Annotated in this window: 14 protein-coding genes and 6 pseudogenes; 14 read left to right on the top strand and 6 right to left on the bottom strand. The window is 61.1% G+C overall.

What is annotated here, in order from left to right:
- Positions 1-21: 21 nt before the first annotated feature.
- A pseudogene (locus JO965_RS37545) lies at positions 22-149 on the bottom strand (IS481 family transposase); the annotation flags it as partial.
- Between the two features lie 64 nt (positions 150-213).
- Here JO965_RS37545 and JO965_RS37540 point away from each other — a divergent pair.
- From JO965_RS37540 to JO965_RS37535, 3 genes and pseudogenes are all read left to right on the top strand, one after another.
- Positions 214-933, top strand: coding sequence for an IS6 family transposase (locus JO965_RS37540; protein WP_203445881.1), 720 nt, complete (start codon positions 214-216; stop codon positions 931-933).
- Positions 934-1,325: 392 nt separating this feature from the next.
- Positions 1,326-1,535, top strand: a pseudogene (locus JO965_RS48545) (IS6 family transposase); the annotation flags it as partial.
- Positions 1,536-1,664: 129 nt separating this feature from the next.
- A complete protein-coding gene (locus JO965_RS37535; RefSeq protein WP_203445880.1) occupies positions 1,665-2,717 on the top strand; it encodes an IS110 family transposase in 1,053 nt (350 codons plus the stop codon).
- A 498-nt stretch (positions 2,718-3,215) separates the two neighbouring features.
- On the opposite strand, the gene JO965_RS37530 is transcribed toward JO965_RS37535, so the two are convergent.
- Together JO965_RS37530 and JO965_RS37525 are read right to left on the bottom strand one after the other, a co-directional pair.
- Entirely contained in the window at positions 3,216-4,259 is a 1,044-nt protein-coding gene (locus tag JO965_RS37530) for an IS110 family transposase (RefSeq protein WP_203439317.1), read from the bottom strand.
- 180 nt (positions 4,260-4,439) lie between these two features.
- Positions 4,440-5,414, bottom strand: a complete 975-nt coding sequence (locus JO965_RS37525; RefSeq protein ID WP_246777121.1) for a TAXI family TRAP transporter solute-binding subunit — start codon at positions 5,412-5,414, stop codon at positions 4,440-4,442.
- A gap of 440 nt (positions 5,415-5,854) precedes the next feature.
- On the opposite strand from JO965_RS37525, the gene aceE reads away from it, so the two are divergent.
- The 7 genes and pseudogenes from aceE to JO965_RS37490 all read left to right on the top strand — a co-directional run.
- Entirely contained in the window at positions 5,855-8,515 is a 2,661-nt protein-coding gene (aceE, locus tag JO965_RS37520; RefSeq protein WP_203445879.1) for a pyruvate dehydrogenase (acetyl-transferring), homodimeric type, read from the top strand.
- 69 nt (positions 8,516-8,584) lie between these two features.
- Positions 8,585-9,858, top strand: a pseudogene (gene aceF, locus JO965_RS37515) (dihydrolipoyllysine-residue acetyltransferase).
- Between the two features lie 28 nt (positions 9,859-9,886).
- Entirely contained in the window at positions 9,887-12,040 is a 2,154-nt protein-coding gene (lpdA, locus tag JO965_RS37510) for a dihydrolipoyl dehydrogenase (protein ID WP_203445878.1), read from the top strand.
- Between the two features lie 83 nt (positions 12,041-12,123).
- Positions 12,124-14,469, top strand: a complete 2,346-nt coding sequence (locus JO965_RS37505; protein ID WP_203445877.1) for an NADP-dependent malic enzyme — start codon at positions 12,124-12,126, stop codon at positions 14,467-14,469.
- Between the two features lie 27 nt (positions 14,470-14,496).
- Complete coding sequence (locus tag JO965_RS37500) at positions 14,497-15,876, top strand: dicarboxylate/amino acid:cation symporter (protein WP_203445876.1); 1,380 nt, start codon at positions 14,497-14,499, stop codon at positions 15,874-15,876.
- 113 nt (positions 15,877-15,989) lie between these two features.
- A pseudogene (locus JO965_RS37495) lies at positions 15,990-16,265 on the top strand (FAD-dependent oxidoreductase); the annotation flags it as partial.
- A 46-nt stretch (positions 16,266-16,311) separates the two neighbouring features.
- A pseudogene (locus JO965_RS37490) lies at positions 16,312-16,809 on the top strand (IS6 family transposase); the annotation flags it as partial.
- Between the two features lie 277 nt (positions 16,810-17,086).
- Here the strand turns inward: JO965_RS37490 and JO965_RS37485 are convergent.
- Positions 17,087-18,118 carry an IS110 family transposase gene (locus tag JO965_RS37485; RefSeq protein WP_203445875.1) on the bottom strand — a complete coding sequence of 344 codons (1,032 nt, stop codon included), beginning with the start codon at positions 18,116-18,118 and terminating at the stop codon, positions 17,087-17,089.
- A 264-nt stretch (positions 18,119-18,382) separates the two neighbouring features.
- Here JO965_RS37485 and JO965_RS37480 point away from each other — a divergent pair, with 264 nt between their 5' ends.
- The 3 genes and pseudogenes from JO965_RS37480 (at position 18,383) to JO965_RS37470 (ending at position 20,329) form a co-directional block, all read left to right on the top strand.
- On the top strand, positions 18,383-19,408 hold the full coding sequence (locus JO965_RS37480; RefSeq protein ID WP_203445874.1) for an IS110 family transposase: 1,026 nt from the start codon (positions 18,383-18,385) through the stop codon (positions 19,406-19,408).
- Positions 19,409-19,787: 379 nt separating this feature from the next.
- A pseudogene (locus tag JO965_RS37475) lies at positions 19,788-19,970 on the top strand (DDE-type integrase/transposase/recombinase); the annotation flags it as partial.
- Between the two features lie 101 nt (positions 19,971-20,071).
- Entirely contained in the window at positions 20,072-20,329 is a 258-nt protein-coding gene (locus JO965_RS37470) for a hypothetical protein (protein WP_203445873.1), read from the top strand.
- Positions 20,330-20,439: 110 nt separating this feature from the next.
- Here JO965_RS37470 and JO965_RS37465 read toward each other — a convergent pair whose 3' ends face one another.
- Positions 20,440-21,222, bottom strand: a complete 783-nt coding sequence (locus JO965_RS37465) for a GntR family transcriptional regulator (protein ID WP_203446726.1) — start codon at positions 21,220-21,222, stop codon at positions 20,440-20,442.
- A 63-nt stretch (positions 21,223-21,285) separates the two neighbouring features.
- Positions 21,286-21,735, bottom strand: coding sequence for a type II 3-dehydroquinate dehydratase (gene aroQ, locus JO965_RS37460; RefSeq protein WP_203445872.1), 450 nt, complete (start codon positions 21,733-21,735; stop codon positions 21,286-21,288).
- A gap of 408 nt (positions 21,736-22,143) precedes the next feature.
- Between aroQ and JO965_RS37455 the strand changes: the two genes are divergently transcribed.
- Entirely contained in the window at positions 22,144-22,320 is a 177-nt protein-coding gene (locus JO965_RS37455; RefSeq protein ID WP_203445871.1) for a hypothetical protein, read from the top strand.
- Positions 22,321-22,338: the final 18 nt, after the last annotated feature.

Raw genomic sequence — 22,338 nt, 5'->3', positions numbered from 1 at the left:
GGACCATTCGTCAATGAGTCACTAGATGTTCGGTCCCAGGGTGTGGTGTGTCGGGTCAGTGATGAACGATGCGACTGCTCGGTCCAGGTTTTGCAGATGTACTCGTAGGGGGTGAGCCCGCGCAGGGTTTTAAGCCGGCGGGCGAAGTGGTTCTGTTGCAGCTTTGAAGGTTCCCCTGCCCGGGTTATGACGGTGAGGGCGTTGAGAGGGATCATGGTGAAAGCAGGCAAGAAGAACCCGTTCAAGAGTCGACAGTTTACGGCGGAGATCATTCTGTGGGCCGTACGCTGGTACCTGCAATTCCCGATCAGCTACCGCGATCTTGAGCGCATGTTCTCTGACCGTGGCGTGCAAGTGGACCATACGACTCTCTTTCGCTGGATCCAGGCCTACGCTCCCGAATTGGAGAAGCGCGTCCGGCCTCATCTGCGCATGACGAATGGCTCCTGGCGGGTGGACGAAACTTACATTCGGGTGAAGGGCGAGTGGGTTTATCTCTATCGCGCTGTCGATGCGAGCGGGCAAACCATCGATTTCCTGCTCTCACCCAGACGGGATGCGGCGGCAACTCGGCGCTTCTTCCGCAAGGCTTTGAAGCAGGCACATACGGTCAAACCGCGGACCATCACGGTCGACAAGAACGCCGCTTATCCTATTGCGGCGAAAGCCATGAAACGTGATGGAGAACTCTGGCGCTTTGCCAAACTCCGACAGGTGAAATTCTTGAATAACATCGTCGAGCAGGATCACCGGCGCATCAAGCACCTGGTTCGGCCGGGGCTGGGCTTCAAAAGCTTTTCGACCGCCTCGCAGACAATTGCTGGCTATGAGGCTATGGCGATGATCCGCAAAGGGCAGGTCGCGATCGCACCAGCAAACGACATGAAGGCTCAGCGTGATTTCATTGCTGCTCTCTTCAGCGCTGCTGCCTGATCTGGATCACGTTCGGCCTTCGCTTAACCTAAGTCAGGGTTTGCAACGGAACCCTGCCAGATTGCGTTCGCTCGCTGGACGCGCCGAGACGTCCCTGCCGGGACGTAGGTCAGGTCATTCCGTTGATGGGACTGCAGGTGCGCGTCATCGACCCGCAGACTGCGTCGAATACATTGGAAGGCCCCATCTGCGAAGACCATCATGCGGCGAACTGGTGTCGACCGCGAAGACAACCGTGCTCCCGGCAAGTGACCATCACTGGCGCCAAGGAGAACAGGCAACGCGATCACAATATCAGCCCTCTGTTCGCGATCCGTCGAACAATCGGCAATGGCATCGTCGATGCAATTCGATAAAAGACTTGATCAGGAGGCTGCGATTAGACAACCTCATCTGAGAACTCGCATCAGGTGATGCGCCGACGAGAGCGCAAGATGCAGGGCTTTCGCTCTCCGGGAGGTCTGCAGCGTTTCGCCAGTGTCTTCTCAGCTGCCCGCAACGTTTTCGTTCCACCGCGCTCCCGCCGCTCTGCGCTTGCCATCCATCTTCACCGCCTTAATGCTATGGCGGCGTGGAAGTCTGCAGCCTGCGTTGCCGCGTGAGCCCGTCAGGCGACCGCTGTTGCCTCAATGCGCCCGTTATCAGTTAACGTGATGTCGTGGATGGCGCCCTCCACCAGCGTCAGACGTGCCAAAATGGGCATGTTGAAGAACCGGAGAGGATCCACGTCCATGCCAGAGATTGTCACGATCGGCCTTGATATCGCGAAGAACGTCTTCCAGTTGCATGGCGTCGACAGGAGTGGAAAGATCGTCCTGCGCCGGGCACTGCGGCGCAGCCAGGTCCCAGGCTTCTTCAGCACTCTTCCGCCTTGCCTGATCGGGATGGAGGCCTGCGCGACGGCTCGCCCCTGGGCGCGCACGCTCATGGCCTTCGGGCATGACGTCCGCCTGATCCCTCCCGCCTACGTCAAACCCTATCTTCGTCGGCAGAAGAACGACGCAGCGGACGCGGCTGCGATCTGCGAGGCCGTCACACGGCCATCAATGCGCTTCGTTCCGGTCAAGAGCCCCCAGCAGCAGAGCACCCTCATGCTGCACGGAGCCCGCGATCTCCTGGTCGGGCAGCGGACCGCCCTGATCAATGCTCTGCGCGGTCACTTCGCCGAATTGGGCATCGTGGTCGCTCAGGGCGCTCGCACCACGCGCCAGTTGATCACTTTCCTCCATGAGGAGGGCAATCCAGACTTCCCCGCGGCAGCTCGAATTGCGCTCCAGCCCCTGGCGGCGATGCTGGTTGAGATCGAGGCGCAGATCGCCAAGCTCGACAAGGCCATTCTGGCGGCCCACCGCAGCGATCCGGTGAGCATCAGGCTCGCCACCATTCCCGGCATCGGCCCGATTGCGGCCTCTTGTCTCTCGGCCAGTGTTCCGGATGCCGGCCTGTTCCAGGGCAGCCGGGAGTTTGCCGCCTATCTCGGCCTCGTGCCCCGGCAGCATTCAACCGGCGGCAAGGCGAGGCTCGGCTCCATCTCGAAGATGGGCAATCGGCATCTGCGCAAGCTGCTGGTCGTCGGCGCACACGCGGCGCTCTACAGCATGAAGTCGGCCAAGACCAGGACGGCCCTGGCTGACTGGGCCCGGTCGCGGCTGGCCAAGAAGCCATTCAAGGTGGTCGCCGTCGCCTTGGCCAACAAGATGGCCCGGATCGCCTGGGCGGTCATGGCCGGGAGCACGGCTTACGAGCCCGGGAGCAAGGGAGCGGCCGCGCCGGCGGCCTCATAGACGACCAGCTCAAAACCATTCGCCCCTTGGGGCAACCCAGTTGGCACGGTGACGATGAGATGATGTGAAGCCAAGCGGATATGGATCGCCGGAACTGGCAAACCCGTGGTGTCGTCTGGCGTCAGTCGAGCGCGATAATGTGAGAGGGACCAGCTCCAGCGTAAAACATCAGGGCCAGCGGTCATAAGCACCGCATCAACAGGTCGAACACATGGCCTATGTGGACGGCCCCCGCCTCGCAAGAAGATTTCGGCATGGTTTGATCGGATCGCTTGCGGTCATATGTCCGGCCTTTCATTGCAGTCACACATGACCGCTGGCCAAGATGGCGTCCGCTCTGTGAGTTCCCAACAGCACCGCGGCCTCGCCAGACCACAGTCATGTGCGGAGTGTCTCACCGTCTGGATCGATCGATCACACCATCTGCTCGCTTCCTTGCAAGGTCCGACACCAGCTCAACACGAGAGCGCTTGAAGGGTTCTCATGTCGGGCTGATCTCTACACAGCGCACGCCGCTGCCGATACTGACGCTGGGGCTTTGTAGCTCTCCCCTGTCACCATCAGCTTCCAGGCAATGCGGGCGATCTTGTTGGCCAGCGCCACGGCAACCAGCTTGGGCGGCTTGCGCTGGAGCAACGCCACCAGCCACGGCGAAGGCGGCGCACTCTGGCCGCGCCGCAACTGCCGGATGACAGCAGTCGCCCCGACCACCAGCACGCTGCGCAGGGCCTCGTCACCGGCCCGCGTGATCACCCCATGCCGCACCTTGCCGGCGGTGGAATGATCCTTCGGGGTCAAGCCAAGCCAGGCGGCAAAGTGGCGGGCCGAGCGAAAGGCCTCGGGTGCAGGCGTCTTCATCACCAACATCGCAGCGCCGATCGGACCCACCCCAGGAATCCTGGCCAAGCGTCGGCTGATCTCATGGGCGCGGTGCCAAGCCATGAGGCGATCTTCAATCTCCTCCAATCGGGCCTGCAGCTGCGCATACTCCGTGGCCTGCATCGCAAACAGCTCCCGGGCGAGAGCCGGCAAGGTCTCCTCGGTTTTGACCCGCTCCAGCAGAGGCTCGATCCGGCACAGCCCCTTAGGGGCAATGAGCCCGAACTCCGCCGCATAGCCGCGGATCACGTTGACCAGCTGGGTGCGCTGCCGGATCAAGCGATCGCGCACGCCCACCAGCATCAAGGCCGCCTGCTGGTCGGCTGTTTTGACCGGCACGAAGCGCATGGTGGGCCGGCTCATCGCCTCGCAGATCGCCTCGGCATCAGCCGCATCGTTCTTGCCACGCTTGACGTACGGCTTGGCCAATTGCGGCGCGATCAGCTTCACCTGGTGCCCTAACGACTGCAGAAGGCGCGCCCAATGGTGCGAGCCCCCACAGGCTTCAAGGGCAACTACGGTGGGCGGAAGCTTGCCAAAGAAGGTGATCAGATCCTGGCGCCGCAGCTTCTTGCGCAGCACCGGCTCCTCGGCGGCATTCACGCCGTGCAGTTGGAAGACGTGCTTTGACGTATCCATTCCGATGCGGATAATCTGGTCCATGGACGGTCTCCTGTGACTGAGATCTGCAACGACCTCATTCTGGCACAGCGATGCCGTAAGGGGGCCGTCCACTCCAACAGCACCCGCCCCGCTCGGCCCAAACGTCAACAACAATCACATTGCCAAACGGGCGCCATCCAGACAGGACAGCACCGCACTTTCACTTCCTCACAAATCTGCTCAATCACCTCGCATGACGCCGAGAACACCCTTGTTCTGATACCAGCGGCTTGCACCGTCGTGAAACGGGAGAAAGGTATTGCGGGTGAAGTTCCCCGGCACCGTCTCGGCTGCGGCCGAGTGGACCTCAACCAGCTCGTCATGGTTCGCGAAGACCGCCTCAAGGATCGCGTGAGCGAGGTCCGCGGGAACATCACGATGAGCAACCGCGAAGTTGTAGAGCCCGACCGTCCCGTAGTTGCTCCTCAGTGACGGGTAGGTGCCTGCTCCGACCACAGAGGCTCCAAGCTCGGGCATGGCGAGACGCAGATCGAGGATCTGTTGCTGAGTAAGCGGAACGTAACGGACTCTTCCCTTTCGTTCGAGATCAATAAAGGAGGGGAATGGAACGCCAGCTGCCACTGCGAGTGCATCAAGGGTTCCAGCCTGCACCTGGTTCGCCACGTCAGCCCAGCCGCCATGAGCAAGTGAGGCGTCAACTTTCAAAACCTTGAAGAATTCGGGGATGTAGACTCCCGATGTGCCACCCTGCGGGCCGATCCCGACGCGCTTACCATTGAGTTCGCCCACTGAGCGGATCCCAGATTCCTCGCGGACCATGAACTGGAATGGCGTGTCGTACATGGGGAAGAGAGCACGCATCGTCCTCAGCTGTTTGCCTCCAGTCCAAGAAGCTGATCCGTTCCAGCCCTGCAGAGCGACACCAAGGGTGACAAACCCTATCTGGATCTCGCCTGTCTCCAGCAAGAGGATGTTCTGCCCCGGTCCTTCGGTTGCTCGCGCCGTCACCGGAATGTCAAGGACACGAGTCAGAATGCGCGCGAGTCCTTCGCCATAGGCGTGATATGTGCCTCCCGGCGAGGCAGTGCCGATCGTCAGCGATGGGGGCCAATGCGGTTCTACTGCTGAAGCGGGCCGATGGACCGCAACCAGCACCAGAAGCATCGCGAAGATTTTCGCAGCGAATCGAAGCATGAGAACCTTCCTCGCTTTCAATGCCGCGGTCCCGGTTCAAGTTCATTCGCATTGTCAGAAGACAGTCTCTCCCAAACGATAGGCCTTGTGAAGCGACATCGTGCAGTGATCGCATGAACTCGGTATCGGACAGCCTGTTCACCACGGCATGCTAGGCCGGATAGCCTAGCTTATTCCCGGCTGGGATCCTGTCGTAAGGCCCTGCTTAACGTCCTGAATGGCTGTGATATGGAAGATATTCAGGCCTGAGGAGAATGGTTGCAAGAACTTCTCCAGCTGAGTTTTCACAAGGGGAACCGAATGCGTTACTGCTGAGTTTACATCAACCAGCTAACCTAGGTTAGTCAGCACAGCTGTTCGGCCGAACCCAAGTCATCAGCGTACCCACGTCTAAGTAATCAGCGCACCCGCGTCTGACGGGAGGCGCCTGGGAGGTCACGGTGGACCGCAGTCGCGACCTTGATCCGATCGAGACCAGAGAATGGCTCGACTCGTTGAATGGTGTTCTGGAGGTCGATGGCCCCGACAGAGTCCACTTCCTCTTGGAACAAGTGATAGACGGAGCCCGACGCAAGGGCGCTCCTGTTCCGTACTCGGCAACAACCCCCTACGTTAACACAATTCCTGTCGAGCGGCAGGAGTCCCATCCCGGCGATAGGGCCATCGAGCATCGGATCCGGTCGGCCATCCGCTGGAACGCCCTCGCCATCGTGCTCAAGGCCAACAAGGAAACCTCCGAGCTCGGAGGCCACATTGCCAGCTTCCAGTCGGCGGCAACCCTCTACGACACCGGCTTCATGCATTTCTGGCGGGCCGCCTCGGATGAGCATAGCGGCGACCTCGTCTACGTACAGGGCCACTCCTCGCCAGGCGTCTATGCTCGTGCCTTTCTCGAGGGCCGCCTTACGGAGGAGCAACTCCTCAGCTTCCGTCAGGAGGTCGACGGCAAGGGCCTGTCGTCATATCCGCATCCGTGGCTGATGCCGGACTTCTGGCAGTTCCCAACGGTCTCGATGGGGTTGGGCCCTCTCATGGCAATCTATCAGGCCCGCTTCCTGAAATACCTGCACTTCCGCGGCCTTGCCCAGACTGAAGCCCGCAAGGTTTGGGCCTTCATGGGCGACGGCGAGATGGATGAGCCGGAGAGCCTCGGCGCGATCTCGCTGGCGGGACGGGAGAGGCTCGACAACCTGATCTTCGTCATCAATTGCAACCTGCAGCGCCTCGACGGGCCGGTGCGGGGCAACGGCAAGATCGTCCAGGAGCTCGAGGCCAACTTCCGAGGGGCAGGATGGAACGTCATCAAGGTGCTGTGGGGCTCAGGCTGGGACGCTCTGTTCGCGAAGGATATGAGCGGCATGCTCGTCAGGCTGATGGAGGAATGTGTCGACGGTGAGTACCAGGACTTCAAGTCGAAGGATGGCGCCTACATCCGCGAACATTTCTTTGGCCGCTACCCGGAAACCCTGGCGCTGGTGGCCGACATGTCGGACGACGAGATCTGGAAGCTCACCCGCGGCGGGCACGACCCGAGCAAGGTCTATGCGGCTTATGCAGCCGCCGTCAAGCACAAGGGCCAGCCAACCCTGATCCTCGCTAAGACTGTCAAGGGCTACGGCATGGGCGAAGCCGGCGAGGGCCAGAACATCACCCATCAGCAGAAGAAAATGGGCGAGGCGGTGCTGCGCCAGTTCCGCGACCGCTTCCAGATCGGCCTGACGGATGAACAGCTCCAAGAGATGCCTTTCATCCGCTTTGCCGACGATAGCCCAGAGATGCGCTATCTGAAGGCCCGCCGCGAGGCGCTCGGCGGCTATCTCCCATCGCGCCGACGTAAGTCGGATCCTCTGAACGTGCCCGCGCTCTCCGCCTTCGAGGCGCAGCTCAAGGCGACGGAGGGGCGCGAGATCTCAACCACCATGGCGTTCGTGCGCGTGCTCAACACGCTGCTGCGCGACAAGACCATCGGCAAGCACGTGGTCCCGATCGTGCCGGACGAAAGCCGCACCTTCGGCATGGAAGGTATGTTCCGCCAGTTCGGCATCTTCTCTCAGGTAGGCCAGCTCTACCGGCCCGAGGACGCCAACCAGCTCATGTTCTACAAGGAGGACAGGTCCGGCCAGATGCTCCAGGAGGGCATCAACGAGGCCGGCGCCATGTCGTCCTGGATTGCGGCCGCGACGGCGTATTCGACCTCGAATACGCCGATGATTCCGTTCTACGTCTACTACTCGATGTTCGGCTTCCAGCGGGTGGGCGATCTCGCCTGGGCGGCCGGCGATCTGAGAGCGCGAGGCTTCCTGATCGGTGGCACGGCAGGGCGTACCACGCTGAACGGGGAGGGCCTGCAGCACGAGGATGGCCACAGCCATCTGTTCTCGGCCACGATCCCCAATTGCGTCTCCTATGACCCGACGTTCTCGTATGAGGTTGCCGTCATTGTCCAGGACGGGCTGCGCCGAATGTATGCGGAGCAGGAGGATGTCTTCTATTACCTGACGGTGATGAACGAGAACTATGAGCATCCCGCGATGCCGGAGGGTGCTCAGCATGGTATCCTGAAGGGCATGTACCTGTTCCGGGAAGCGCAGGGGACTGGGAAAGCCCCACGGGTGCAACTCCTCGGCAGCGGCACAATTCTGCGGGAGGTGATTGCAGCTGCTGATCTGCTGGCGCAGGACTTCAATGTTGCGGCGGATGTGTGGAGTTGCCCGGGCTTTACGGAACTCGTCCGCGAGGCGATGGCGGTCGAGCGCTGGAACCTGCTTCATCCGACACAGGAGCCGCGCAAGTCCCATGTCGAAACTTGCCTGGAGAGCCGCGACGGACCCGTTGTCGCCGCGACTGATTACATGCGTCTGTTTGCCGACCAGATCCGGCCGTTCGTGCCGCGCCGTTACCGCGTGCTTGGCACGGATGGGTTCGGCCGTTCCGACTATCGCAAGCGCCTGCGCGATTTCTTCGAGGTCGACCGCCGCTGGATTGCGCTGGCCGCGCTCAAAACCCTTGCCGACGAAGGAGCGGTGAAGCCCACCGTCGTGGCCAAGGCCATCGCCCGGTACGGCATCGATCCGGAGAAACCCGCGCCCTGGACAGTCTGAGCATCGCGTAGTGAAGACATCGAAATGGCGACCCGCCCAACGAGGTTGCCCGATCACAGGAGGAACGCCGTGGCAACCGAGGTGAAGATCCCTGACATCGGCGACTACAAGGATGTGCCGATCGTCGAGGTGCACGTCAAAGAAGGGGATCCCGTCAATGCGGATGATCCTCTCGTGTCACTGGAGTCCGACAAAGCCACCATGGAGGTGCCGGCGCCCTCTTCAGGGATCATTGAGAAACTGCTGATCAAGCTCGGGGACAAGGTCAGCGAGGGCCATCCCATCGTCCTGCTGAAGGATGGCAACGCCACTGTCCCTGAGCCATCGTCACTCATCGAGCAGCAGGAGCCATCTCCTCCACCCGCCAGCCAGCCATCGCCGCCGGCCGCGGCGGCGGCCAGCGCGAAGCTGAATGGTCCAGGAGCCCAGGCCGACTTTGGGCACGTGCACGCCAGTCCGGGCGTGCGGCGCTTGGCACGGGAACTCGAGATCGATCTTGGGACCCTCCGCGGGACCGGCGAGAAGGGCCGGATCACCAAGGACGATGTGAAGGCGGCCGTCCGAGGCCCAGCTGCGCCGGTCTCGGCGCCTGCTCCGGTGAGCGGGATGGGCATCCCGGAAATTCCAGCAGTCGGTTTCTCCAAATTCGGCCCAACCGAGACGCGCCCGCTGCCGCGCATCAAGAAGATCTCAGGCCCGCACCTCCATCGCGCCTGGCTCAACGTGCCCCTCGTCACGCATCAGGACGAGGCGGATATCACCGAGACGGACGTCTACCGCAAGGAGCTCGACGCTGCCGCCAAGGACAAGGGTTATCGCATCACCCTGCTCGCCTTCCTGATGAAGGCCTCTGTGTCGGCGCTTAAGGAGTTCCCGGAGTTTAATGCTTCGCTGAGCCCCGAGAAGGACGCCCTGATCCTGAAGCAGTACTATCATATCGGGGTGGCGGTCGACACACCGGAAGGGTTGGTCGTGCCGGTGATCCGGGATGTTGATCGCAAGGGCATCGGCGACATCAGCCAGGAACTGGGCGCGGTGTCGAAGAAGGCCCGCGACGGCAAGCTCGGGGCGCTGACATGCAGGGCGCCTCCTTCACGATCTCGAGCCTCGGAGGGATTGGGGGCACGGCGTTCACGCCGCTCGTGAACGCGCCCGAGGTTGCGATCCTGGGCGTCGTGCGCTCCCGAATGGCGCCGATCTGGAATGGCGAGACCTTCCAGCCGCGCCTGATGCTGCCGCTCTCGGTGTCGTACGACCATCGCGTGATCGATGGAGCTCTGGCGGCCCGGTTCACGCGCCATCTCGCGCATGTGCTGGAGGATGTTCGCCGCTTGGTTCTCTGACCCGACCTGCGCTCTGGGAGACAATGTGATGAGCACGATGACCGAGATCCACCTGCCTGACATCGGCGACTTCAAAGACGTCCCGGTCATCGAGGTGCATGTTCACCCCGGCAGCAAGATCAACGTCGACGATACTCTGATTACGTTGGAATCCGACAAGGCAACGATGGACATCCCGGCAACAGCGGCTGGCACTGTTCGCGAGGTCAGGGTTAAGGCCGGCGACCGAGTATCCCAAGGCGATCTGATCGTCACTCTGGACGCGGAGGGAGCCTCCGCCACTCCGCCCAAGGAGCGGATCAAGGAGGAGGCCACTCCGTCCCCCGGTCAAGGCCAAGCCGGTTACGGCAGTCCCAGCGGAGTGTATGAGGCGATTGAAGTCAGGATCCCGGATATCGGCGATTACAAGGACGTACCAATCATTGAGGTGCATGTGCAGCCGGGAGCGACGATCAAGGTCGACGAGCCGTTGATCACGCTGGAATCCGACAAGGCAACCATGGAGGTGCCCGCGGCACACAGCGGCACGATCGGGGAGGTCAGAGTTAAGGTCGGGGATCGTGTCTCCCAAGGCGACGTGATCGCTGTCATGGAGGGGGGGGCAAGTGCCACCGTTGCACCTCTCAGCAACCACGCGCCCGGCCAGGGCCAGGCCGGCTACGGGTCATCGGCGCTCGAGGCTCGGGCCGCACCGAAAGGGAATGGACACAGTGCCCCAGCGCCAACCGCAAAGCCTCCAGTCGCTATGACCGGCGACTTCCATGCCGAGGTGCTGGTGCTCGGGGCAGGGCCGGGCGGCTACACGGCTGCCTTCCGGGCTGCAGATTTAGGCAAAAGGGTCGTGCTGGTGGACCGCTGGCCGAGCCTTGGGGGCGTCTGCCTGAATGTGGGCTGCATTCCCTCCAAGGCGCTCCTGCACGCCGCCAAGGTCATTGACGAGACAAGGAGCATGGGAGCGCACGGAATCGGCTTTGCGGAGCCTTCTATCGACATCGAGAAGCTACGTGGTTGGAAGGACGGCGTGGTGCAGCGCCTCACGGGCGGCCTGGCCGGGCTCGCCAAGCAACGTAAGGTGACCGTGGTGTCGGGGATCGGACGGTTCGCTTCCATGAATCAGCTCGAGGTCAGATGGGAGGACGGTGCAACCAAGATCGTGAGCTTCGAGCAGGCCATCATCGCGGCCGGATCGGAGCCGGTGAGGCTGCCCTTCATTCCGCACGATGATCCGCGCGTGATCGACTCGACGGGAGCACTTGAGCTGGACGGTATCCCGCAGCGGCTCCTGGTCATTGGCGGCGGCATCATCGGCCTGGAAATGGCGACCGTCTATCACGCGCTCGGTGCCATGGTAACGGTCGTCGAGCTGATGGATCAGATTATCCCAGGCGCCGACAAGGACATTGTCACCCCGCTGATGAAGCGGATCTCGAAACAATATGAGGCCATCCACCTCAAGGCGAAGGTCACCAGAGTCGAAGCCAACGGGCACGGGCTGACCGTGCACTTTGAGGGCGGCAGCGCTCCGGCTACTGACATGTTCGACAAGATCCTCGTGGCGGTTGGTCGCAAACCGAACGGCAAGCTGATTGGGGCCGAAAACGCTGGCATCGTGGTGGACGAGCGTGGCTTCATCCCGGTCGACCGGCAGATGCGGACCAATGTGCCGCATATCTTCGCCATCGGCGACATCGTCGGTCAGCCCATGTTGGCCCACAAGGCGGTGCACGAGGGCAAAGTTGCCGCCGAGACCGCCGCTGGCAAGAACGCGTTCTTCGACGCCAAGGTGATCCCGTCGGTGGCGTACACCGATCCGGAGGTGGCTTGGGTCGGGCTGACCGAGAACGAGGCCAGGGCGAAGGGGATCAAATACGGCAAAGGAGTGTTCCCCTGGGCCGCAAGCGGTCGCTCGCTGTCACTTGGACGTGACGAAGGTCTCACCAAGGTTCTGTTCGATGAAGCCACAGACCGGATTATCGGCTGCAGCATCGTCGGGCCGTCTGCGGGCGACCTAATTGCGGAGGCCGCGCTCGCCATCGAGATGGGGGCGGATGCGCAGGATATCGGGCTAACCATTCACCCGCACCCGACCCTCTCGGAGACGATTGGCATGGCGGCGGAAGCCTTCGAGGGCACGATCACCGATCTCTACATGCCGAAGAAGCAGCCACAGAAGGCACACTGAGCTGATTGTCGGGCGCGAACAGGCAACGTGCCTCTGAAAGTCTTGGAAACCACGTGCCGCCAGCCGTGCCAAAGTGAGGAACCATGAGCCAGGAAATAAACTTCAAAACATCAGGCGGTGAGATTAACCCATCCGAACCAGGCGCAGATGAAATCCTGGTCAAGGCGGCCCTCGACTACCATCGCTTCCCGACCCCGGGGAAGATCACGGTCCTGCCTACTAAGGACATGACCACCCAGCGCGACCTCGCGCTGGCCTACTCTCCAGGTGTGGCGGCCGCATGCTTGGCCATCAAGGACGATCCGCTCGAAGCTGCGAACCTGACATCGCGCGGAAACCTAGTCGCCGTGATCTCCAATGGCACGGCCGTGCTGGGCTTGGGCAATATCGGTGCACTGGCCGGCAAGCCAGTCATGGAAGGCAAGGGCTGCCTGTTCCGCAAGTTTGCTGGCATCGATGTGTTCGATATCGAGATCGACGAGACGGATCCCGATAAGCTCGTCGACATCATCGCCTCGCTTGAGCCGACCTTTGGAGGCATCAACCTCGAGGACATCAAGGCGCCTGAATGTTTCGTGATCGAGACGAAGCTGCGCGAGCGCATGAAGATCCCAGTCTTCCACGACGATCAGCATGGGACAGCGATCGTCGCTGCGGCGGCTGTCCTCAACGGCCTGAAGGTGGTCGGCAAGCGCATTGAGGACGTCAAGCTCGTCTGCTCCGGAGCCGGTGCTGCGGCCATTGCTTGTCTCAATATCCTGGTTGGCCTGGGCGTGCGGAAGGAGAACATCCTCGTTACCGACTCCAAGGGCGTCGTTTACGAAGGTCGCACCGAGGCCATGGACGAGCAGAAGGCGCAGTATGCTCGTTCGACATCGGCTCGCACGCTAGGCGAGATCGTCGAGGGAGCCGACATCTTCCTCGGTCTCTCGGCTGCCGGTGTTCTCAAGCCCGAGATGGTGAAGACGATGGCGGAGAGGCCGCTGATCCTGGCACTCGCCAATCCCGATCCTGAGATCCGACCGGAGCTCGCGAAAGAGGTCCGGCCCGATGCTATTATCGCGACTGGGCGCTCGGACTATCCCAACCAGGTCAACAATGTTCTTTGCTTCCCCTTCATCTTCCGTGGCGCCCTTGACGTCGGCGCCAGCACCATCAATGAGGAGATGAAGCTCGCCGCGGTGCGAGCGATTGCCGAACTCGCCCAGGCCGAGCAGTCGGACGTCGTCACGGCTGCCTACGGCACGCAGGATATCAGCTTCGGTCCGGACTATCTCATCCCGCGCCCGTTCGACCCAAGGCTGATCACCAAGGTCGCTCCAGCTGTCGCCCAGGCCGCGATGGACAGCGGCGTTGCGACCCGGCCGCTGCCAAACTTAGAGGAGTATCGACGGTCCCTCCAGCGGTTTGTCTACACCTCAGGTACGGTGATGCAGCCCGTTTTTGCCGCGGCGGCCGAGTCCGGCCGCAAGCGCATCGTGTACGCGGAAGGCGAGGATGATCGTGTCCTTCGTGCAGCGCAGGTGATCGTCGACGAGGGCCTTGCTATGCCAATCCTGGTGGGCCGGTCGGACGTAATAGCGCAGAAGATCAAAACGCTCGGCCTTCGGATCCAACCTGGCCAGCACGTTGAGATCGCCAGTTTCGATGACCAAGATGCCATTGCCGAAGCCACGGAGACCTATTACCAGCGGCGCAAGCGGCACGGACTGTCGCGCGATGTCGCCGCGGCCGAGATGCGGCGCAACAGCACTCTAATTGGGGCGATGCTGCTCTGCGGAGGCAAGGCGGAAGGGCTCCTGTGCGGCACGTTCGGAGCCTACACCCAGCATCTACGCTACATTGAGGAGGTGATTGGGCTGGCCGAGGACGCCCATGGCTTCGCGGCGATGAGCCTGCTTCAACTACCGCGGCACACGGTTTTCATCTGCGATCCCTATATCCACCTCGATCCGTCGGCCGAGGAGATCGCCGAGATGGCCGTACTGGCGGCAGCCGAGCTGCGGCGCTTCGGCCAGACGCCACGCGCCGCTCTCATATCCCACTCCAATTTCGGGACCGCCAGTGACCCGGCCGCCCGTAAGATGCGGGACGCTCTTGAGCTCATCAACCGCCGTGCTCCAGATCTCGAGGTTGAAGGCGAGATGCATGCCGATGCGGCGCTCAGCAAGCCGTTGCTCAATCGCATCTTCCCCGATGCGCGTCTTTCTGCGGAGGCGAACCTCCTGATCATGCCGAACCTCGATGCCGCGAATGCCACATTCAACGCTCTTAAGATCGTGGCAGGTCAGGGGATCAGCGTCGGGCCCATCCTGCTGGGTGCAGCCAGGCCGGCTCACATCCTCACCCCCACAGCGACTGTAAGAGGAATTGTGAATATGACCGCGTTGACAGCGGTGGCCGCCGGATCAGCTTCGCAGGACACCTAATAGAACCTCTTGGAGGGAGGATTTGCAATGGCAACGGTGACCCCGACAACGGCAGTCCTGGAATCCCACCATAAAGGCCGGTGGTACCAGCACCTCTATGTCCAGGTGCTGGCCGCCATCCTGATTGGTGTTCTCCTGGGCCATTTCTATCCTTCCATCGGCGAAGCGATGAAGCCCTTGGGCGATGCCTTCATCAAGATGATCAAGATGCTGATCGCCCCGATCATCTTCTTCACTGTCGTGCATGGCATCGCGAGCATGAAGGACATGAAGAAGGTTGGGCGGGTCGGCTTGAAGGCGCTCATTTACTTCGAGGTCGTAACGACGCTGGCTCTGGTAATTGGACTCATCGTCGTGAATCTGTGGCAGCCCGGTGTCGGGATGAATGTCAATCTTTCAACTGTCGATACCTCAGCAATCGCTACCTACACCACAAAAGCAAAGGACCAGAGTACAATCGGCTTCCTGCTTGACATCATACCTTCCACCGTCGTGGGCGCCTTCGCGACTGGTGAAATCCTGCAGGTGCTGTTCTTCGCAATCCTGTTCGCGTTTGGATTACAGGCGCTCGGCGAGCGCGGCGAGTCGGTCCTGCGCCTCATCGATGTCGTCAGTCACATCTTCTTCCGCATCGTCGGCTTGATCATGAAGCTGGCCCCGATTGGCGCGTTCGGCGCGATGGCCTTCACGATCGGCAAGTACGGAGTCGGAACCCTGCTGTCGCTCGGCAACTTCATGCTGGCATTCTATACCACCTGCCTGCTGTTCATCTTTGGCGTCCTGGGCGGAATCGCGGCGCTGTGCGGGTTTTCCATCTTCAAGTTCATCCGGTACATCAAGGAGGAGCTTCTCATCGTGCTCGGCACCTCGTCGTCGGAATCGGTGCTGCCCCGCATGATCGCCAAGATGGAAAACCTGGGCTGTGAGACCTCGGTTGTCGGGCTGGTGATCCCCACCGGCTATTCCTTCAACCTTGATGGAACCTGCATCTACCTGACGATGGCGGCTATCTTCCTCGCGCAGGCGACCAATACCGATCTAACCATGACGCAGCAGCTGGGGATTATAGCCATTCTCCTGCTGACCTCCAAGGGAGCCGCCGGAGTCACGGGCTCGGGCTTCATCGTGCTGGCCGCGACGCTTGCCTCAGTCGGCACGATCCCGGTCGCGAGCATTGCCCTGATCCTTGGCATCGACCGTTTTATGTCGGAGGCACGAGCCCTCACCAACCTAATCGGCAATGGTCTCGCAACTGTGGTCGTCGCTAAGTGGGAAGGCGCACTCGATGAGGACCGCCTTCACAGCCGTCTCAACAGGGAGACGGACCTCGAAGCTGACGAGCCTGAGACCGTAAAAGTGGAGGATGATGTCGTTGAGGCAGGGGCCCCACAGCCGATCCGGGTGTAAGCGAAAAACCCAAAGGACGGATGACCATGTCCGACGAGCCTAGTCCGGATACACACGCGGAACATCAACAGGACCCGCCTACCCAGCCACGAGCCGAGCCGTCCCTTCACCAGATTGTGGTTGTCGGCGGAGGCGCGGCGGGTCTGCAACTTGTGACCAAGCTTGGGGACCGGCTTGGCCGGCGCAGGAAAGCACAGGTGACGCTGGCCGAGCGCTCGAGGACCCATATCTGGAAACCGCTTCTGCATGAGGTAGCAGCTGGCAGCATGGATGTCGGCCACCATGCTGTCGATTATCTGGCGCAGGCGCACCGGCATCATTTCCGCTATCGAATCGGCGAGATGGTGGGCCTCGACCGTGACAAGCAGGAGGTATTCCTCGCGGCGGCACCGTCAGGTTAACGTCGAGTTGAGGGGATGCTGGCACAAGCGAGGAATGAAATCGACCCGCCATCCTCGCTACTCCCGCCACCGCTTTCCAGCTGAAGTGATCAGCCATGCTGTCTGGCTGTACTTCCGCTTCCCCTTGAGCCTGCGGATGGTCGAGGAGATGCTCACGGCCCGAGGCATCGAGGTGAGCCACGAGACCGTGCGGCAGTGGGCCCTGAAGTTTGGCCAGGAGTTTGCCGCGCAAATCCGCAGGCGTCTTCCGGCACCGGGAGACAAATGGCACCTCGATGAGGTCGCGATCAGTATTGCAGGTCGGAAGCACTGGCTCTGGCGAGCCGTCGACCAGCATGGAGTCGTGCTCGATATTCTGGTGCAGAGCCGCCGCAATACAAAAGCCGCCAAGCGCTTGCTGCGGAAGTTGCTCAAGAAGCAAGGTATCACACCGCGCGTGATGATCACCGACAAGCTGGCCAGCTACGCCGCCGCGAGAAACAAGGTTATGCCCAGCGTGGAGCATCGCCAGCACAAAGGCTTCTCTATTCGGCCGGGTTCAGTCAAGCGCTTCCGATCTAATTGGCTCCATAACATGGCTGCCCCGCGGGCTCTCGCTTCTCTCCGGAATCAGCGCGATGGCTCTTCCACTATGGGGTCAGAAGAATGAAGCGGAACGATCTGAACAGCGTCCTTTGTGCCGGGGGCGCAAGGAACAAACCTTTGTGCGGACTCGCTTCATTCATCGTCCCGCGAGGGACAGCTCTCCGCCTCGGGGCGGAACCTTGTCTTTCTGTCTGGCTCGGACGGTCTTCGTCGGCCACAAGCACCTACATCGCCTGAGCCTCTCTCGTCCAACGGAACTCAGTGCCATCACACCAGATCCGATGCAGAATGGTCGCCAGCCGGCGGGCGAGCGCGATGACAGCCTTTCCCCGCCCGCGCCGCTGGGCCACCTTCATGGCCCAGGCTTTCAGCCAGGACCAGCGGCTGGCTCGGGTCAGGATGATCTGAGCCGCCTCAAACAGTAGGGTTCGCATCATGGCATCGCCGCACAATGAGATCCGGCCGACCCGGCTGCTTTCCCCTGACTGGTGCAGGACGGGCGTCAGCCCCAGGGCCGGCCCCACCGCCTTGGAGCGCCGGAACCGAGCTGGTGTGTCGATCGTCGCCACAAAGGCCAGGGACACCACCGGCCCCACTCCCGGAACCGTCATCAGGCGCCGGCACACCTCATCATTGCGGACCAGGGCCAGCAGCTTCCGGTGCAGGGTGGCAAAGTGCTCGCGCAGCTCGCGACGGGCCTGCAGCAGCGGTTGGATGATCTCGATCAGATCGGGCATGCTCTCGATGAGCTCATGGATGCGCGCCTCGAACCGAACCGCCCCCACGGTCCCGACTTTGAGCCCGAAGTTGCGCAACAATCCGCGGATGTCGTTCTCAACCGCGAGGGCTTTCTCCTGCAGGAGCTTGCGAGCGGTAAGTAGGGCTCGGCGCTTCTGACTTGAGAGCGTCTTTACATGCACTGGGCGGAAGAGGTTGACCCGCATCATCTGGGCGATGCCGCGGGCATCGTGGCGGTCGCTCTTGTTCACCTGAGCTTTGAGAAAAGCCCTGGTGTGCCGCGCCTCGATGCACACAACGGGAAGCCCGGCCTGGGCAAGCCCCTCGAAGAGCCATTGGGAGAGCGGGCCCGCCTCAAGACCAACCCGCTCGAGGTGCCAGGCAGCGTCCTGCAGCACCCGCAGAAGATCCTCCGGATGGCTGAGAGCCTTGACCTCACGACAGATCTTCCCCGTCTCGTCAACGATGCACACCGAAGTCTCTTTGACCGAGACATCCAAACCCGCATAGTGTCTCATGCTGCGCTTCTCCCACTGGGGCCTGAGGCCGCTGCGAACGATCCTCGTTGTACCATCAGCCTGCAGTGCAGCACCTCACCGGGAATCGAGGGCTCCGGCGGCAGGCCGAATACATGGGGTAATCGCGGGGCGAGTCGCCTGTATGGGCTGGGTCACGCAGACGCCAGAGGCGAATGCCTATCCGAAAGGTGGTTGCTCCCCGATAAGATGAAGAAACGGGCTCACGACCTGACGCCGGGCCCAAGCATCGAACGGAGAGCAACCATGGCGCAGTATATCGGTCTGGACGTGTCGTTGAAAGAGACGGCGATCTCGGTGCGGCAGAATGGCAAACGGATCTGGCGCGGCAAATGCCCGTCGGATCCGACATTGCTGGCGGATGTGCTCCGCAAGCGTGCGCCCGCGGCAAAGCGAGTGGTGTTCGAGACCGGCCCATTGTCGGTGTGGTTCTATCATACCCTCAGTGCTGAAGGGCTGCCGGCGATCTGCATCGATGCTCGCCATGCCAAAGCAGCACTCGACATGGCACCGAACAAGACTGATGCGAATGATGCCGACGGCCTGGCGCAGCTCGCAGAGGCGGGCTTCTACCGTGAGGTGCGAGTCAAGCAGTATGACAGCATGCTGACCCGCACGCTGGTGGCCGCGCGCGGTCAACTGCTAAAATCCGTGACCGAGCTGGCCAATCAGATCCGCGGGCTCATGAAGACCTTCGGGCTGGTCGTTCCCAAGGGGGCCGGTCGCGTGTTTGAAACCAATGTCCGCGGTCTGCTTGCCGGTCACAGCGGGCTGGAGCGGATCGTTCTGCCTCTGCTCGAGGCCTGGCGCAGCCTGCGTGTCCGGGCAGCCGAGCTCGACCGACAGCTTGTCGCCGCCGCGCGGGAGAGCGCATCGTGCCAGCTCTTGATGTCGGTCCCCGGGATTGGCGCGGTCACCTCAGCGTCCTTCACCGCGGCGATCGAAGATCCGGAGAACTTCAGGACATCGCGCTCAGTGGGCGCGTGGCTCGGCCTCACAACCCGACGGTATCAGTCAGGCGAAGTCGATTACGATGGCCACATCTCGCGACGCGGAGACAAGCATCTGCGCGGCCTCCTCTACGAGGCGGCAACGGTGATCCTGACCCGGAGCCTTGCCGACAGTGCGCTCCGATCCTGGGGGCTGAAGCTGAGGGAGAAGATCGGCTTCAAGCGAGCCGCCGTGGCCGTAGCACGCAAGCTCGCGGTGATCATGCACACGATGCTGAAAACCGGCACGCTCTTTGATCGAGCCGCCCGCACGATCGCTTGAAAGCGCACTGCGGCATGGGAGACCGGCCATGACCTGAAGCTGAGCCACAACCAGATTGCGTCCGCTCGTCGGATGCGCCGAGACGTCCCTGCCGGGACGTAGGTCAGGCCATTCCGTTGATGGGATTGCAGGTGCGCGTCATCGACACGCAGACTGCGTCGAATACATTGGAAGGCCCCACCTGCGAAGACCATCATGCGGCGACCAAGTGTCGACCGCGAAGACAACCCTGCTCCCGGCAACCGGCCATCAATGGCGCCAAACGAATACGAATAAGCAGCACAGCCGCAATATCGGCCTCCCGTCCTTGCCGGTCACAAGACCGGCAAGGACATCGTTGAGCAATGACGAGAAAGGACTTGATCAATGAGCTGCGATTAGACAACCCCATCTGAATAACCGGGCGGAAAACTCACACCAGCCCACCCGCCGACGCGAACGACAGATGAAGCGCTTCAAATCAGCGGGGCAGGCCCAGCGCTTTCTCTCAATTCATGATCAGGTCGCAAACCTCTTCCACCGCACCGCTAACACTACTGCCGCAGAACATCGCACCTCCTGAGCCCAGGCCTTTACGACTTGGGCCGAGGTGACGGGCCTTGTTGCTGGCTTCTGACCGGCTGATCCCGTGGCGCTCTGTGACGTCAACTCATTAACCTGACGGTGCCGCAGGCACTCATCACCGAAGCTGCCAAGGAAGCCAAGGACTTTGAGCGTAAGACCATTCGAGGGTTTGAACTTACTGCTCTCGATGAGCTCAAATCTAAGGGGGTGGAGTTTTCGACCTCGCCGGAGGCCGAAGTGACAAAGCTGAGGGAGAAGACCAAGGCCGTGCGGGAGAAGTTCACCGTCGAGTTTGGGCAAGCCAGTGCAGCAGAGATGATGTCGGAGTTGGAGCGAATTCGCTCGACCAAACAGTAGTCTTGACGTTTCTATCATCTCCGATTGGCAATGGAGGTGCCGGCTCTCATTGTCGGCACCTCGAAGCCACAGCTCCAAGATCACGCCAAGGCTGCCCAATCCCTATTGACCTATGCTGAAGTTGATCGCGCTCTGGCAGGACGGCCAGCTCGCCGACTGACTTGTTTGCCTCGTGCGTCACTAAAATTTGTCAGGTCCAACGCTCGTTTGGAAGCAAACGTCGTCACCCAGTCCGTGTCACGGGCAAGGGCATCCTCGACGCAACCCTGAATGTGATCAATCAAAACCTGTTGGGCCGTCGCGAAGTCCCGTGCCAGCGAGCATTCGAGAAGTTTTTGATGCTGGTTTGCTGCAACTTCCCCGCGGAAGACCACTGCCACCATCTGGTAGCGGAGATACTTATCATAAATGACAGCATGCGTATCGAGAAGCACCTTGGAGCCGCAGGCGGAGATCAGCGCGTGATGGAACTGCCAGTCGAATTGCTTCCAGATCTCTGGCTCGGAGTGGTCGCCAGCAAGCATCCGCTTCTCCATCACTGATAGCTTATGATGGGCGGCGACAACCCGGCTTTCCCAATCCAGATCACTCCGTTGGAAGGACTGCTCCAGGGCGTGACACTCAAGGAGCTGACGCATGGCCGCCACTTCCCGGAAGTCCCCTGCCGAGACGGGCGCCACCTCAAACCCACGCTGGCCTTCAGCAACGGCTAAGCCCTCTGAGCACAGCCGGTTCAGAAGCTCCCGTAGTGTGCTGATACTTACACCATAGGCCTCACTGATCCGGTCGAGCTTGAGCTTCTCGCCCGGGATGAGCCGGCCGAACACGATGTCCAAGCGGATCCGGCGATAGGCGGTTTCGCCGACCGTTTCACCCTGCAACGGGTCTGACAGCATGATCTTACTCCCCTAAACCTTTGCGTCGGGCAGGAGCACAAATGGTCGTTGGAGCCGAAGCTATTGTTGGCTCTCGTCAATGAGACGCGCAAGCCGCTGAAGAGCCAATTGGTAACCTTGCGTCCCGAAACCAGCGATGACCCCGGAGGCAACGGTTGAGACATAGGAATGATGCCGGAACGCCTCCCGTCTATGCACATTCGAGATATGCACCTCAATGATCGGGAACTCGCAGGTGTTTAGGGCATCAAGGATCGCGACAGACGTATGGGTAAAGGCTGCCGGGTTGATGACGATGCCGCCCGCCCGCTCCCGCGCTTCGTGGATCCAGTCAATGATCTGATGTTCAGCATTGCTTTGGTAAAACTCAATCTCAAGCTTAAGTTCAGCCCCGACGCGGCGGCATTCTGCCTCTACGTCTGCTAAGGTTTCATGCCCGTAGATCGCCGGCTGGCGCTTTCCGAGAAGGTTCAGATTGGGGCCATTCAAGACATAGACGATGCGGCTCATAGTGGCTTTCCTGTTGCTGTGGGTTAAAGATGGTTCTGAGGTTGCACTTCCAGTGAAAAACGCGGCTCCACAAACTGCTTTGGGCCGTTGCCCGGGTCGCATCCAACAGCGCGAGCCAAAAACGTCAATTCTCATCCAAACCTTGGCCGAGTCGGCTGGAGGCATGAGCCGATGGCACGAAATGCCTCCCTCAGACGCGCAATCATACTCTGGACATCCCCACTGCTGTTGAGACCAATGCCTGCGCAGGGTGCAGATAATTAAGCCTTCAACACTTGTGTTATGCATCCTGCGCAGGCGAACTATGTGGCGTTTTCTCTGGTGCAGAGCGGCAAGCCGATCCATATTCCTTAGAAAGATCAAGAAGGAAACGCCTGAGGTCACGTTCTCTCTGAGAAGGATCCTCTCATGGCCACCACCCATTTCCCTGTTCAAGACCTGCCCAACCACAAGACAAGAATCCGCACACATTCACTGCTTCAGCTGCTTGGCCAGTTCGTCGCCAAAATGGTTAAGGTTGCGGGAGAAGCGGACCAAACCCACCAGGGACTTCGTCGTCAACGCTACGCAGCACTTCTGGGCTGACCGTCGGCGTCGCCATGC

The sequence above is a fragment of the Microvirga sp. VF16 genome (assembly GCF_016864375.1).
Taxonomy (GTDB): domain Bacteria; phylum Pseudomonadota; class Alphaproteobacteria; order Rhizobiales; family Beijerinckiaceae; genus Microvirga.
The sequence above is the reverse complement of the archived record's forward strand: the minus strand, read 5'-3'. Positions and strand labels throughout refer to the sequence as shown.

Excerpts from the sequence above, each read along its gene's own strand:
- JO965_RS37540 (WP_203445881.1), top strand. The coding sequence starts at position 214 with ATGGTGAAAGCAGGCAAGAAGAACCCGTTCAAGAGTCGACAGTTTACG.
- JO965_RS37535 (WP_203445880.1), top strand. The coding sequence starts at position 1,665 with ATGCCAGAGATTGTCACGATCGGCCTTGATATCGCGAAGAACGTCTTC.
- JO965_RS37530 (WP_203439317.1), bottom strand. The coding sequence starts at position 4,259 with ATGGACCAGATTATCCGCATCGGAATGGATACGTCAAAGCACGTCTTC.
- JO965_RS37525 (WP_246777121.1), bottom strand. The coding sequence starts at position 5,414 with ATGCTTCGATTCGCTGCGAAAATCTTCGCGATGCTTCTGGTGCTGGTT.
- lpdA (WP_203445878.1), top strand. The coding sequence starts at position 9,887 with ATGAGCACGATGACCGAGATCCACCTGCCTGACATCGGCGACTTCAAA.
- JO965_RS37505 (WP_203445877.1), top strand. The coding sequence starts at position 12,124 with ATGAGCCAGGAAATAAACTTCAAAACATCAGGCGGTGAGATTAACCCA.
- JO965_RS37500 (WP_203445876.1), top strand. The coding sequence starts at position 14,497 with ATGGCAACGGTGACCCCGACAACGGCAGTCCTGGAATCCCACCATAAA.
- JO965_RS37485 (WP_203445875.1), bottom strand. The coding sequence starts at position 18,118 with ATGAGACACTATGCGGGTTTGGATGTCTCGGTCAAAGAGACTTCGGTG.
- JO965_RS37480 (WP_203445874.1), top strand. The coding sequence starts at position 18,383 with ATGGCGCAGTATATCGGTCTGGACGTGTCGTTGAAAGAGACGGCGATC.
- aroQ (WP_203445872.1), bottom strand. The coding sequence starts at position 21,735 with ATGAGCCGCATCGTCTATGTCTTGAATGGCCCCAATCTGAACCTTCTC.
- JO965_RS37455 (WP_203445871.1), top strand. The coding sequence starts at position 22,144 with ATGGCCACCACCCATTTCCCTGTTCAAGACCTGCCCAACCACAAGACA.